The sequence below is a fragment of the Streptomyces sp. NPDC089799 genome, from assembly GCF_040684755.1.
Classification (GTDB): Bacteria; Actinomycetota; Actinomycetes; order Streptomycetales; family Streptomycetaceae; genus Streptomyces.
The window spans coordinates 160,141-173,510 of sequence record NZ_JBFBGR010000002.1 but is presented as its reverse complement, the minus strand read 5'-3'; the positions used below and the strand labels follow the sequence as shown (position 1 = coordinate 173,510).

Below are 13,370 nucleotides of genomic sequence, written 5' to 3'. Positions count from 1 at the left end.
GGCCCCCGTGCCCCAGGTCACAGGGGCAGCAGGTCGGGCCGCTTGGGTTCCACGTGGTCCCCGGAGGATTCGCCGCGCAGCCGGCGCCCGATCCAGGGCACCAGGTGCTCGCGCGCCCAGTGGATGTTGTCGCGGGTGACCTCCGCCGAGCCGCGCGGCGCCGTGGGCGGCCACGGCTGGTCGGGGTCGGCCGGGACCTCCAGGCCGAGCACCTGGGCGGCGCGCAGGGCGACCCGGGTGTGGCCCTCGGGGGAAAGGTGCAGCCGGTCCTCGTCCCAGGCGCGGCGGTCCTGGACGGACTTCAGCGACCAGAGGTCGAGCACCGGGCAGCCGTAGCGGTCCGCGATGGAGCGGACGTGCGCGGTGTACGTCGCCACCTTGCCGCGCAGGTGCCGGAGCACGGGCATCTCGCGGGTGTCGAAACCGGTGGTGATCATGACCAGGCCGACGGAGGAGGTGAGGTCGGCCACGGCCGCCTCGAACCGCTCGGCCACGTCGTCCGGGTCGCTGCCCGGCCGGATGATGTCGTTGCCGCCGGCACAGAAGCTGACCAGGTCGGGCGCGAGCTCCTTGGCCCGCGGCACCTGCTCCGCCACGATCTGGTCCAGCAGCCGCCCCCGTACGGCGAGGTTGGCGTAGCGGAAGTCGTGCTCGTCGCGTCGGTCGGCCAGGAGTACGGCGAGCCGGTCGGCCCAGCCGACGAAGGTGTCCCCCGGTCCGGGGTCCCCCACACCCTCCGTGAAGCTGTCCCCGAGCGCCGCGTACGAGCCAATGGTCTGAAATGTCGAGTTCGTCGAATCGTCGCCTGCCACGCCGACTTATTTTTCCCCGACACCTGTGACCTACGCGACCGTAGCCAGGGGTTGACGGGCCGTGATCTTTGCCACCCGAACCGGTGGAATACGTTCCGGCGCGTGACCGGGGCCGGGAATCCCCCTCGGAATCCCGGCCCGGGTCATCGGCGACTTCCGGCCGTCGGCGGCTTCCGTCAGACGGAGACGCCCTTGGAGCGGAGGTAGGCCAGCGGGTCGATGTCCGAGCCGTAGTTCGGCGTGGTGCGGATCTCGAAGTGCAGGTGCGGGCCGGTGGAGTTGCCGGTGGACCCGACCTTGCCGACCTCCTGGCCCGCGGTGACGGTCTGGCCGGCCGAGACGGACAGCTGGGACATGTGGCCGTACTGCGAGTAGTGCCCGTCGGCGTGCCGGATGATGACCTCGTTGCCGTACGAGCCGGCCCAGCCGGCCGAGACCACGGTGCCCGGGCCGACCGCCTTGACGCTGGTGCCGAAGGTCGCGCCGAAGTCGACACCGGTGTGGGTACCGCTGGCCCACATGCTGCCGCTCGCCTTGTAGGGGGTGTTGATGCCGGCGATGACCGGGGCCACGAAGCCGGCGGCGCTCGCCGGGGCGGCGGCCTGCGGAGCGGGAGCGGCCTGCAGGGCCGGCCCGGACGCCTCCTGTGCGGACGCCGCCTGCGGGGCTTCCGCCTGCGGGACCGGGGCGGCCTCCTCGGAAAGGTCCTGCTCGGGGGCGGCCTCCTCTGCAGGGGCTTCCGCCGGGGCCTCCGCCGGGGCCTCGGCCTGCCCGGCGCCGGCGTCGCCCAGGGCGAGCCGCAGGCCGGGGTGGATCAGCGACGGGTTGGAGCCGACGGCCTCGCGGTTGTCTGCGTAGAGCCGGTGCCATCCGCCCGGGATGTCCCGGTCCTGGGCGATCTGCGACAGGCAGTCGCCGGGCTCGACGGTGTAGACGGAGGGCGCCTGCCGGAGCGAGGCCGGCACCGCCGCGACGGCCGCGGCCGGGGCCTGCGCGGGGAGTTCCGCGGTGGTCCGTGCGGCGGGGAGCTCGACCGCGTTCGCGGCCGCGGCACCCAGCAGCGGGAGCGCGAGGGCCGCACCGCCCGTGCCGGCGGCGACGAAACCGCGCGATATCCGACGGGACTTGGGACGGCGGTGCTTACCCTTTCCGGGCATGGCGCATTCCTCTCCGTTGCCTGCGAGGTGAGCTGTCGGGTTCGGACTGGAGATGTCCGGCCGTGGATCACGGCTTAACCCCGAGCCGTCCGGGATCGAAGATCCGGGAACGGCGGCAAACCTGGTTCCCCCGCTCCTGCCTTACGCGTGAATGGTCGGGTGCGGATTACCGGGCGGCGGCAGGATTAGGCGGTCCACCCGGATCGGGGCCGACCGTAATGCAGTTCGGGCACACGGAACAAGCCAAGGAATTCCCTCAATGAATCACCGCGGTAATTGATCAGCGGAATTCCGGTCACCCTGCGTCCGTTCGGGAGTCACAACACCCTTGCGGAGTGGGGAATTGGAGTTCCGCGGGCAGGCACTCAACGTCACCGTATGATCCTGCTCACGAGGCACCACCTACGCGGAGGAGTTCGTGTGACCCAGCAGATACCCGACACTTCGTCCACTGAGCCCGAACTGTCCGGAGTGCGTAACTTCCGTGACGTGGGCGGCCTGTCGACCTCCGACGGACGGAAGGTCAGATCGGGAGTTCTGTTCCGAAGCGGACATCTTGCGCATGCCACCGAAACCGATACAGAGTTTCTCGGCTCGCTCGAACTCCACACGATCTTCGACTTCCGCAACGCAGCGGACCGCGCGCTGGAGGGCCCCGACGTCGAACTGCCGGGTGTCCGCAACGTCAACATTCCCCTTTCCGACCCGGCGGACGGCAAGGAGTTCTGGAAGATGGTCCGCGACGGCGACCTCGCCCAGCTCCGCGCCCTGCTGGGCGAGGGCCGGGCCGCCGAACGCATGGCCCGCTCGTACCGGCAGTCGGTCCTGGCCAGGACCGCCGAGCACAGCCGGGTGGTGCACGCCCTGGCCTCGGACAGCGTGTCGGCGCTGCTGCACTGCGCGGCCGGGAAGGACCGGGCGGGGGTGTCCATCGCCGTGATCCTGCTCGCGCTGGGCGTCGGGCGCGAGGCGATCCTGGCGGACTACCTGGAGTCCAACGCCCCGCACCGCCGCTACCGGATCCGGCGCAGCGGCGACACCCCGGAGACCCGCCCGCCCGAGGTGACGGAGCTCCTCGCCCCGCTGTTCGACGCCCGCGCCGAGTACCTCACGGCCGCCTTCGACACCATCGACGGGACCTGGGGCGGCGTGGACGGCTACCTCGCCGAGGGCCTCGGGCTGACGCCCTCGACCCTCGACACCCTGCGGACCCGGCTGCTCGTCTGACGCACCCGCCCGGCAGCACCGAACGGTACCGCCGTCCGGCGCCGCAGCCCGGCAGCACCGTCCGGCACGCCGGAGCAGGCCGCCGTCACCGGTTGGCGACGGCCTGCTTCACCAGCGTCCGGCCGAACTCCCACATCAGCCCGCCGCCCCCGTGCGCCTCGTCCATGACGTCGCGGAACGCCGTGACGAACCGGTCCACGTCCCGCTCGTCCACGATCAGCGGCGGAATGAGCTTGATGACCTCCAGGTGGTCCCCGGAGACCTGGGTGAGGATCCGGTGCTTCCGCAGCAGCGGAACCACCACCATCTGGGCGAACAGCCCCTTCCGGGCGGCCTGCAGCATCGTCCACCGGCTGCGCAGCCCGAGCGAGGACGGACGCCCGAACTCGATGCCGATCATCAGGCCGCGCCCGCGGACCTCGTGCAGCAGCTCGTACTCGTCCACCATCGCGGCGAGCCGGCCGCGCAGCAGGTCGCCCGTCCTGCGGGCGTGCTCCACGATCCCCTCGTCCTCCATGACCGAGAGCACCGCGAGGCCCGCCGCCATCGCCTGCGCGTTGGACCCGAAGCTGGCCGAGTGGACGAGTACCCGGTCCATGGACGAGTAGACCTTCCGGAAGATCCACTCCCGGCCGAGGGTGGCGCCGACCGGCACGTAGCCACCCGAGAGCGCCTTGGCCACGCACACCAGATCCGGCTCCACGCCCTTTTCGTTCTGGTACGCGTAGAAATCGCCGGTACGTCCGAGCCCGGTCTGCACCTCGTCCGCGATGAGCAGGGCCTTGTGCCGGTGCAGCAGTTCCTGGGCCGCGAGCAGGAAGCCGGGCGGTGCCGCGTGCACCCCCTTGCCCTGGACCGGCTCCACCACGAAGGCCGCCACGTCGCCCTTGCGCAGCTCGCGCTCCAGCGCGGCCAGGTCCCCCAGGGTGATCCTCGTGTCGGGCAGCAGCGGGGCGAAACCGTCCCGGAAGCCGCTCTCCCCGTTGACCGAGAGCGAGCCGGCGGTCAGCCCGTGGAAGGCGTGGTCGCAGTAGAGCACCCTGGGCCGGCCGGTGGCGTACCGGGCGAACTTCAGTGCCGTCTCCACCGCCTCCGTCCCGCTGTTCCCGAAGAACACCCGCTCCAGGTGCGGGCTGTGGGAGAGCAGCTTCTCGGCGAGCAGCCCGGGCAGCGGCTGGCAGTCGAAGCGGGTGAGGTCGGCGAGCTGGGCGTCGAGTACGTCGTGCAGGGCGCGCCGGACCACCGGGTGGTGCCGGCCCAGACCCATCACCCCGAACCCGGCCAGCATGTCCAGGTAGTCGTTCCCCTCCTCGTCCCAGAAGTGGGCGCCCTCGGCCCGTACGTAGACCTTGTCGAAGCCGATGGTCCGGAGCATCCGGGGCAGTTGGTGGTTCAGGTGCCTGTCGTGCAGTTCGTACCGTTCCGCACCCCGTTCGGCCAGCAGGGCGCGGAGGTCGAACCCCGGCCCACCGGTCACCGCTTCTCCCGGTTCCCCGCGACGCTCTCACGGGCGGCGCGCAGGGATTCCTTCAGGGATCCCATGGTGGCGAGGACCGCGGTCGGCTCGTACCCGCAGTGCGCCATGCAATTCGCGCAGCGCGGGTCCTTTCCGCGGCCGTACGCCTCCCAGTCGGTGTCCTCGACGAGTTCCCGGTACGTCGGCACATAGCCGTCGCTCATCAGATAGCAGGGGCGCTGCCAGCCGAAGAGGGAGTAATTCGGGATGGCCCAGGCCGTGCACGGGAAATCGGCCTTGCCCTCCAGGAAGTCCAGGAACAGCGGGGAGTGGTTGAGGCGCCAGCGGCGCCGGTTGCCGCCCGCGAATGCCTTGCGGAACAGGTCGCGGGTCTGTTCGACACCGAGGAAGTGTTCCTGGTCGGGGGCCTTTTCGTAGGCATAGGCGGGCGAGATCATCATTTCGTCGACCCGGAGGTCGTCATTGAGGTAGTTGAGGACCTCGATGACCGTCTGGGGGGTGTCGGTGTTGAAGAAGGTCGAGTTGGTGGTGACGCGGAACCCGCGCCGCTTGGCCTCCTTGATGGCCGCCACCGCCTCGTCGAAGACGCCCTCCTTGGCGACCGACTCGTCGTGCCGCTCGCGCAGGCCGTCGATGTGCACGGCGAAGGCGAAATAGGGCGAGGGGGTGAAGTCCCCGAGCTTCTTGCGCAGCAGCAGGGCGTTGGTGCACAGGAAGACGTACTTCCGGCGGGCCACCAACTGGCGCACGATCTCGTGGATCTGCGGGTGCATCAGCGGCTCGCCGCCGGCGATGGACACCATCGGCGCGCCGGACTCCAGGACTGCGCCGACCGCCTGGGCGACCGGCATGCGCTGCTTGAGCACCCCGGCGGGGTGCTGGATCTTGCCGCATCCCTCGCACTTCAGGTTGCAGGCGTAGAGCGGCTCCAGTTCGACGATCAGAGGGAACTTGTCGCGCTTGCGGAGCTTCTGTTCGAAGAGATAGGTCCCGACCCTGATGGACTGTCGCAGCGGCATGGCCATCTGGCTCACCTCCTGGGGAGCAGCAACGAACGGTGCCAGTCGAAAAAAGCGGGCAGTACGGCACGGAGAACACGGAAGGCCGATATTCCACCGCGCACCGTGCCGATTCGGACGAGTTCGTGCTCGGGGGCGTCCACGATCACCCGGACGGCCGCGACGACCTGCCTCCCGGCGGGGCCGGCCGTCCGGTCTGCCGGGCCGTGCACCGCCGTCCAGAGGGTGGCCGCGGACTCCATGTCCACGGCGACGGCGCCGGTGGCCCGGAGCTCCGCGCGTTCGTGGCCGCGTACGACGTGGTCGGAACCGGTGAGCACCCCCGTGTGCACGGTCCGGCCCGGAACCGCCCGGGCCAGTGCGTCGGCGAGCAGCGCCGTGCCGTCGCAGCGCACGGTGCCGCGCGGGTCGCGGGTCTCCTCGGCGACCACCAGGTCGCCCGGGTGCATTCCGGGGGCGAGCCCGGCGCAGAAACCGGTGGCGACCACGAACGCCCCGGCCATGCCCGGCTCGGCCAGGGCCCGGGTGACGGCCTGTTCGGCGGCACGCGGCCCCATCCCGGTGCGCAGGACCCGCACCGGACCGGAGGCACCGGCCCGGTCGGCGCGTCCCAGCGCCAGGCGCTCGATGCCGAGCGCGCAGGCGACGAGCAGGGGTGCGGCGGCCGGGTCCGGGGGCCCGTCGCCCGCCGGCCCGTCGCCGGTCGGGCCGTCGCCGGTCGGCCCGTCGCCGGTCGGGCCTTCACCCGCCGGCCCCTGCCCCTGGTCCGTGTGCCCGGTCACCGCGGCCGCCGCACCGGCTCTGCCGGAGGCCCCGGCGGCCCGGCCGGCCGCGCCGCGGGCGTCCCACAGGGGGGCCATCACGCCTCCCCCGCGGGGCCGAAGGGTTCACCGTGCAGGTAGCGGCCCAGCGCGGTGAGCGGGAACACCTGCCGGTAGAGGTGGTAGTTGATGGAGAAGTCCCAGGGGAAGCCGGTGCCGGTGAAGTGCGGCTCGTCCCAGGAGCCGTCCTCCTGCTGGGTGTCGACCAGGTACCCGATGCCGCGTTCCACGGCCTTGCCGTCCCGTTCCCCCGCCGCCAGCAGGGCGAGCAGCGCCCACGCGGTCTGCGAGGGCGTGGAGTCGCCGCGCCCGGCCCACCGCTCCGGGTCCCGGTAGGACCGCTGGTCCTCGCCCCAGCCGCCGTCGTCGTTCTGTACGGACTCCAGCCAGGCCACGGCGTGCCGTACCGCCGGGTGCGAGCCGGGGATCCCCGCCGCGGTCAGGGCCGGCACCACCGACCCGGTGCCGTACACGTAGTTGGTGCCCCAGCGCCCGAACCAGGCGCCGCCCGGCTCCTGTTCGGCGAGCAGCCACTCGATGCCGCGCCAGGTGCGCGAGTCGCCCGCCCGGCCCTCCACCGCGAGCATCTCCACCACGTGTGCGGTGACGTCCGCCGACGGGGGGTCGATGACCTCGCCGAAGTCGCAGAACGGAAGCCGGTTGGGGAGCGGACTGGTGTTGTCCGCGTCGAAGGCGCCCCAGGCGCCGTTGCCCGACTGCATGCCCAGGCTCCAGGAGACGCCCCGGGCGATCGCGGCCTCCATCCTGACCGGGTCCGGGTGCTTGACCCGGCGCAGGGCGAGCACGACCTCGGCGGTGTCGTCGATGTCCGGGTAGTTGTCGTTGTGGAACTCGAAGGCCCAGCCACCGGGAGCGAGCCGCGGCCGGCGCACCGCCCAGTCACCGGTCCTGGTGATCTCCTCGCCGAGCATCCAGTCCGCGGCCCGGACCAGGGCGGGGTGGTCGGCGGGCAGACCCGCGTCGGCGAGCGCGATCGCGGCCAGGCAGGTGTCCCACACCGGGGACTGGCACGCTTCGATCATCCGGGCGCCGTCCTCGCGCCAGACCGCGAACCGGTCGAGGGACTCCAGGCCGGCCCGCATGACCGGGTGCCGCAGGTCGTAGCCGAGGAGGCTCAGGGCGATCACCGAGTACACGGCGGGCGGCTGGATGCCGCCCCAGCAGCCGTCGTTCTCCTGCCGCTCGATGATCCAGCGGGCGGCGGAGCGCATGGCCGCCCCGCGCAGCCGGCGCGGGGCCACCTTGCGGTAGAGGTGCAGCGCCTTGTCCATCCGCTGGAACACGCCGTCCCAGCTGGCGGCGGGGGCCAGGGGCCGGGCCGGGTACGGGTCGCGCGCGTCGGTGTGCAGCTCGTCGAGGGCGAAGGGGGCGGGGCGGACCGGCCGGTGGGCGGAGACGATGGTCAGGGGCACGATGGTCTGCCGCGCCCAGCAGCCGAAGTCGTAGATGTTCAGTGGCGCCCAGCGCGGCAGGAACACCAGCTCGGGCGGGAGTTCGGGCAGGTGGTCCCAGCTCCACCAGCCGAAGAGGGCGAGCCAGATCCGGGTGAAGACCCGGGCGGAGGCGATGCCGCCGCGGGCCCGGATCCAGGCCGACGCGCGGACCATGTGCGGGGCGTCGGGCGGGTCCCCGGCCAGGCGCAGCGCGACGTACGCCTCGATGGTGGCGTTGAGGTCGGACGGTCCGCCGTGGAAGGTGGCCCAGGTGCCGTCCTCGCCCTGCTCGCCCCGGATGAACAGGGCGGCGGCCCGGGTGGTCGGCTCGTCCCGGATGCCGAGGAACTGCCGCAGCAGGAGGTCCTCGGCGTCCATGGTGACGTTGGTCTGCAGGTCGCCCTTCCACCATCCTGCCGGGTCCTGGCGGGCGAGGAGGTGCGCCGTGGCCCGGCCGACGGCGGCGTCCACGGGGCTCCGGTCGGCGGCCCGGCCGCTGTCCGGCCCTCCGGGTCCGGGCCCGGCCACGGAGCCGGGCCCCGGGCCGCCGCCGCCGGGCGGGACGGGCCGGGGCCGGCCGGACCCGGCCGTGGCGTTCCCGGCCGTGGCCTTCCCGCCCGTGGCCTTCCCGCCCGTGGCGTTTCCGGCAGTGGTGTGTCCGGCCGTGGTGTTTCCGCTGGTCGGATCCCCGCCGGGGTTGGCGGGGCCGTCCGTCGTCGCTGTCATGGCTTCCCCTTCGTGCAGTGTCCTCTGCTGTGCTGGGGTATGCCGTCGGCCGGCGCGCTACGGGCTGCCGGCGCCGGCCGGCGACTCGCGGGTCATATGCCCGTACGGGTGGTGCTCACTTCTTGCGGACGACCACGAAGTCGGCCAGCTCCACGAGCTGTTCGCGGACCTGCTGCGGCATGTCCACTTCCTCCAGGGCCCGGACGGCCACGGCGTGCTGGCGGCGTGCCTCGTCGGCGGTCCAGCTGCGGCCGCCGGCCTGCTCGATCAGGGCGGCGCGGTGGGCGAACTCGGCCTCCGAGAAGTTCTCGAAGTCGCTGCTCTTGGCGTCCTCGGCGAGCAGCCGCGCGAGCTCCTCCGATGCCTCGCCGCCGGCCGCGAGGGCGGCGACCACCGGCAGGGACTTCTTCCGCTGGCGCAGGTCGCTCCAGGTCTGCTTGCCGGTGGACTCCGGGTCGCCCCAGATGCCGAGCAGGTCGTCGACGGCCTGGAAGGCGAGGCCGAGGTGGTAGCCGTACTCCTCCAGCTTGTCGGCCGTACGGTCGTCGGCGCCGCCGAGGACCGCGCCGATGGAGACCGCGCAGGCGAGCAGCGCGCCGGTCTTGTTGCCCTCCATCTCCAGGCATTCCTCGACGCTGACGCGCTCGCGGTGCTCGTAGGAGATGTCCTGGGCCTGGCCGTCGATGAGCTTGCGGCTGGCGATGGTCAGCCGGTGGGCGGCGCGGGCGCCCTCGGTGGTGCCGAGCTCCAGCAGCACCTCGTTGGCCAGGGCGAACAGGGCGTCGCCGACCAGGATGGCCTGGGCGGGGCCGTGCACCTTCCAGACGGTGTCGCGGTGCCGGCGCTGCTCGTCGCCGTCCATCAGGTCGTCGTGCAGCAGCGAGAAGTTGTGCACGAGCTCGACGGCGACGGCGCCGGGGACGCCGGTCTCGGGCGAGGCGCCCGCGGCCTCCGCGGAGAGCAGGGCGAGCGCGGGCCGGACGGCCTTGCCGCCGTCCCCGTCGGCGGGGTTGCCCTGGGCGTCGATCCACCCGAAGTGGTAGGCGGCGACGGTGTTCATGGGCGGTGCGAGCCGGTCGACGACCGCGCGGAGCACCGGGGTGGAGAGCGCACGTCCGCGCTCCAGCAGCGCGAGCGTGTCCGCCTTCTCGACGTTGCCCGTGTGGTTCCCCGGGTTCACTGGCTCTCCTCTTGTTGCTGTTGGTGCTGTGGTGGTGCCGGTCGCGCCGTTGCTTCCGTTGCTTCTGCTGGTACCGGTGGTACCGGTGAGGGTCATGCCGCCTCCTGGAGTCGGTTCACACGGGGGCGGCCGAGCACGGCGAGAGCGGCATGCGCCGCGCCGAGACCGCTCCGGACGGCGCTCTCCATGGTCGCGGGCCAGCCGGTCGCCGTCCACGATCCCGCGAGGTAGAGGCCGGGCGCGTCGGTGCGGGCCGCGGGCCGCAGCCGGCCGACGCCGGGAGTCGGGGCGAACGTCGCCGTCCGCTCCCGGGTGACGAAGAAATCGCGGACCTTGGCGCCGCGCGCGGCCGGGAGCAGCCGCTCCAGTTCGGGCAGGTACTTGCGGCGCAGCAGCTGGACGGGCTCGTCGATGTCGGCCTGAGCGGCGGACTGGGACAGCGCGAGGTACTGGCCGCCGTCGGTGAGGCCGGAGGCGTCGGTGCGGTCGAAGACCCACTGCACCGGGGAGCCGAGCGCCGCGAAGAAGGGCTGCCGGAGGACCTTGCGGTCGTATACGACGTGCACGTTGAGGATGGGCGCGGTGCCGATGTCGAGCAGCTTGTCCCGGTCTTCGAGGGCGCCGTGCGGCAGCAGGCCGTGTGCCTCGCGCTGCGGCACGGCCAGGACCACGGTCCCGGCGGTCAGGCTCTCGTCCTCCGTGCCGACCTGCCAGTTCCCGTCCTCGGTGCGGGTGAGGCCGGTGACCCGGGCGCGCAGTTCGGTGCGGACGCCGGCCGCGTCCAGGGCCTTGCGTGCCAGGGTGTCGTGAAGGTCGCCGAGCGGGACGGTGGCCCAGCCGAGGTCGGCCGCGCCGGGCTCGGACAGCAGGCCGGTCTTGAACACCATGGCGGCCAGCCCGAGCGAGGAGTCCCCGGCGGGGGCGTTGAGGGTGGCGATGCCGACGAGGTCCCACAGGGCCTCGACGGTACGCGCCGACTGGCCGTGGCGGCCGAGCCAGGTCGCGAAGTCCACGCCGTCCAGGGCCGGGTCGGCGGGGTCGAGGCGGCGCAGGGCGAGCGCGGCCCGGCCGACGGACGCGCGCTCGGCGAGGGACAGGTGGGGGTAGCGGGCCAGGGAGCCCGCCAGGTGCAGCGGCACCGGCAGTGCGGCGCGGCGCAGCCGGCCCAGCCGGGGCCCTCCGGGACGTGCCACGTCCAGGACGGGCACGTCGAGGCGGTCCTGCAGCGGTGCGAGGGCGGTGCCCCCGATCCGGTCCAGGAACCAGCGGTAGGCGGTGCAGCAGCGCATGTAGACGTGCTGTCCGTTGTCGACGGTCAGGTCGCCGCGTTTGAAGGAGAAGGCGAGGCCGCCCAGCCGCGGGCGTCCTTCGAGCAGGGTGACGCGCAGCCCGGCACCGGCGAGTTCGAGCGCCGCGGTGACCCCGGCGAGGCCGCCGCCGACGACGACGGCGCGGTCGTCGTTCACGCGGCCTCCCCGTCCTGGTGGTGTGCGGTGGTCACAGCGGCCGCCTCCTGGCGCTCTGGCGGGAGACGGTGCGCGCGTCGAGGCCGGACAGGCCGCGCACGGCGACGTAGGCCTTCTCCCGGACCGGGAGCGAGACGCGGCCGCGCAGGACGGCGTACGGTTCGCGCTCGATGCGGTCGAGGAGCCGGCGGTAGATGCCGGCCATCGCGGCCACGCAGGCGCCGCTGCGCCGGTCGAGCATGGGCAGCAGCCGGTAGCCCTCGGTGAACAGGGCCCGGGCGCGCCGCACTTCGTGGTGGACCAGGCCGGGGAAGTCCGAACCGGCCGGGGCGCGGCCGGAGTCGAAGCCCTCGGCGCAGCCGAACTTGTCGAGGTCCTCGGCGGGCAGGTAGGTGCGGCCGTTGCCGGCGTCCTCGCGGACGTCCCGCAGGATGTTGGTGAGCTGCAGGGCCAGGCCGAGGGTGTCGGCGTACTCGGAGGCGCGGGCGGCGTCGCGCGCGCCGGGCGCGGTGCCGAAGACGCCGAGCGAGAGCCGGCCGATGGCGCCGGCCACGCAGCGGCAGTAGACCTTGAGCTCGTCCCAGGTCTCGTAGTGGGTGCCGCGCACGTCCATGAGGACGCCGTCGATCAGTTCGTCGAGGCCGCCGAGGGGGATGGGGAAGCGCCCGGCGGCGTGCGCGAGGGCGACCGCGACGGGGTCGGTGTCGTCCTCCTCGACGAGGCCGTCGCGGATCCGCCCGAGCAGGGCGCGGGTGTCCTCCAGCCGGGCCAGCTTCGCCTCGGCCGGCAGCGTGCCGTCGCCGATGTCGTCGACGCGCCGGGAGAAGGCGTACAGCGCCGACATCGCCTGCCGCTTGTCGGCCGGCAGCAGCCGGATGCCGTACGCGAAGTTGCGTGCCTGGGAGCCGGTGACGGCCTCGCAGTAGCTGTAGGCGGCGGCTACCGGTGCGGACGGGTGCGTGCCCTCCACGGTGGGGGTCACCTCTTTCTCGGCGCTGGGCGCAGTACGGCGGCCACCTCGCGGAGCAGGCCGGTCTTGGTGGGCTTGGGCGGGCCGGGGAGGACGTCGAACCCGGCGTCGGAGATCGCGCGGAGTGCGGCGCGCCCGCCCCCGGCGAAGCCCGCGAGGAGCAGCCGGAGCCTGCCGTGCACGCTGGCCACGAGGGGGACGCCGGCGTCCAGCAGGTGCCGGGCGCGTTCGGCCTCGTAGGCGATCAGGGAGCGGACGGAGGCGCCGGCGGTGGGGGCCGCCAGGTCGGCCTCGGAGACGCGGAAGCGCCGCATGTCCTCGGCGGGCAGATAGATGCGGTCGCGGCCGAGGTCTTCGGCGACGTCCTGGAGGTGTTCGACGATCTGCAGGGCGGTGCAGATCTCGTCGGAGCGGCGGATCCGCTCGGGGGTGGCCGTCCCGGTGACGGAGAGCACCAGGCGGCCGACCGGGTTGGCGGACAGCTCGCAGTACGCGGCGAGCTCGTCGTACGTCGTGTAGCGCGTCACCCGCTGGTCCTGCCGGTTGGCTTCGATCAGGCGGAGGAACGGTTCGGGGGTGAGGCGGTGGGTGCGGACGACGGGCTGCAGGGCGGCCAGCAGGGGGTGGCCCGGGGTGCCGTCGAAGACGCGCCGGAGGTCGGCCTCGAAGGCGTCGAGCATCGCGAGCCGGTCCCCGTCCGCGGCCGGGTCCAGGCCGAGGAGGGCGGCGTCCGCCCCGCCGGGGGCGAGGTCGCCGTCGCCGATGTCGTCGACCAGGCGGGCGAAGCCGTAGACGGCCATGAGGCTGGTCCGCCAGGCGCGCGGGAGGAAGGCGGGGGCGACGGGGAAGTTCTCGGCCGCGGCCTTGTCGAGGGTGGCGTGCGCGACGTGTGCGACGTGTCCGGTGCGGCCGGCGGGCACGGTGGGTGCCGCGGGCTCGGTCGCCGGTGTGGCGTGCGGGGTGGCGTCGGGCCGGATGCCGGGCCCCGGGGTCACCGCCCGCCGCCCGGGGCGGGGACGGCCGGTCCGCCCGGTGTCCGGAGGTCTCCCGTAGCCATTGCC

Annotated in this window: 11 protein-coding genes and 1 riboswitch; of the genes, 1 reads left to right on the top strand and 10 read right to left on the bottom strand. The window is 73.2% G+C overall.

Translation table 11 applies throughout. The annotated features are described in order from the left end of the window. Positions 1-17: 17 nt before the first annotated feature. Together AB0O36_RS02470 and AB0O36_RS02465 are read right to left on the bottom strand one after the other, a co-directional pair. Complete coding sequence (locus AB0O36_RS02470; protein WP_365102920.1) at positions 18-812, bottom strand: SGNH/GDSL hydrolase family protein; 795 nt, start codon at positions 810-812, stop codon at positions 18-20. Positions 813-988: 176 nt separating this feature from the next. Further along, positions 989-1,969: a LysM peptidoglycan-binding domain-containing M23 family metallopeptidase gene (locus tag AB0O36_RS02465; RefSeq protein WP_365102917.1), complete on the bottom strand. Its 981-nt coding sequence runs from the start codon at positions 1,967-1,969 to the stop codon at positions 989-991. 4 nt (positions 1,970-1,973) lie between these two features. Continuing rightward, positions 1,974-2,137, bottom strand: a riboswitch (cyclic di-AMP (ydaO/yuaA leader). 252 nt (positions 2,138-2,389) lie between these two features. Here AB0O36_RS02465 and AB0O36_RS02460 point away from each other — a divergent pair. Next, a complete protein-coding gene (locus tag AB0O36_RS02460) occupies positions 2,390-3,196 on the top strand; it encodes a tyrosine-protein phosphatase (protein WP_365102914.1) in 807 nt (268 codons plus the stop codon). An 85-nt stretch (positions 3,197-3,281) separates the two neighbouring features. On the opposite strand, the gene AB0O36_RS02455 is transcribed toward AB0O36_RS02460, so the two are convergent. From AB0O36_RS02455 to hpnC, 8 genes are all read right to left on the bottom strand, one after another. Beyond that, a complete protein-coding gene (locus tag AB0O36_RS02455) occupies positions 3,282-4,673 on the bottom strand; it encodes an aspartate aminotransferase family protein (protein WP_365102912.1) in 1,392 nt (463 codons plus the stop codon). After that, positions 4,670-5,698: an adenosyl-hopene transferase HpnH gene (gene hpnH, locus AB0O36_RS02450; protein ID WP_365102909.1), complete on the bottom strand. Its 1,029-nt coding sequence runs from the start codon at positions 5,696-5,698 to the stop codon at positions 4,670-4,672. The genes AB0O36_RS02455 and hpnH overlap by 4 nt, the downstream gene beginning before the upstream one ends. A gap of 5 nt (positions 5,699-5,703) precedes the next feature. Beyond that, a complete protein-coding gene (locus AB0O36_RS02445) occupies positions 5,704-6,345 on the bottom strand; it encodes a 1-hydroxy-2-methyl-2-butenyl 4-diphosphate reductase (protein WP_365103269.1) in 642 nt (213 codons plus the stop codon). Positions 6,346-6,551: 206 nt separating this feature from the next. Next, entirely contained in the window at positions 6,552-8,693 is a 2,142-nt protein-coding gene (gene shc / locus AB0O36_RS02440; protein ID WP_365102906.1) for a squalene--hopene cyclase, read from the bottom strand. Positions 8,694-8,808: 115 nt separating this feature from the next. Further along, complete coding sequence (locus AB0O36_RS02435) at positions 8,809-9,873, bottom strand: polyprenyl synthetase family protein (protein WP_365102903.1); 1,065 nt, start codon at positions 9,871-9,873, stop codon at positions 8,809-8,811. 92 nt (positions 9,874-9,965) lie between these two features. Next, complete coding sequence (gene hpnE, locus AB0O36_RS02430; protein ID WP_365102900.1) at positions 9,966-11,339, bottom strand: hydroxysqualene dehydroxylase HpnE; 1,374 nt, start codon at positions 11,337-11,339, stop codon at positions 9,966-9,968. A 31-nt stretch (positions 11,340-11,370) separates the two neighbouring features. Further along, complete coding sequence (gene hpnD / locus AB0O36_RS02425; RefSeq protein ID WP_365102897.1) at positions 11,371-12,321, bottom strand: presqualene diphosphate synthase HpnD; 951 nt, start codon at positions 12,319-12,321, stop codon at positions 11,371-11,373. Next, complete coding sequence (gene hpnC / locus AB0O36_RS02420) at positions 12,318-13,229, bottom strand: squalene synthase HpnC (RefSeq protein ID WP_365103267.1); 912 nt, start codon at positions 13,227-13,229, stop codon at positions 12,318-12,320. Before hpnC ends, hpnD begins: the two co-directional genes overlap by 4 nt. Positions 13,230-13,370 lie beyond the last annotated feature (141 nt).

Coding starts and splice junctions, on each gene's coding strand:
- shc (WP_365102906.1), bottom strand. CDS start 8,693: ATGACAGCGACGACGGACGGCCCCGCCAACCCCGGCGGGGATCCGACC.
- hpnH (WP_365102909.1), bottom strand. CDS start 5,698: ATGGCCATGCCGCTGCGACAGTCCATCAGGGTCGGGACCTATCTCTTC.
- AB0O36_RS02465 (WP_365102917.1), bottom strand. CDS start 1,969: ATGCCCGGAAAGGGTAAGCACCGCCGTCCCAAGTCCCGTCGGATATCG.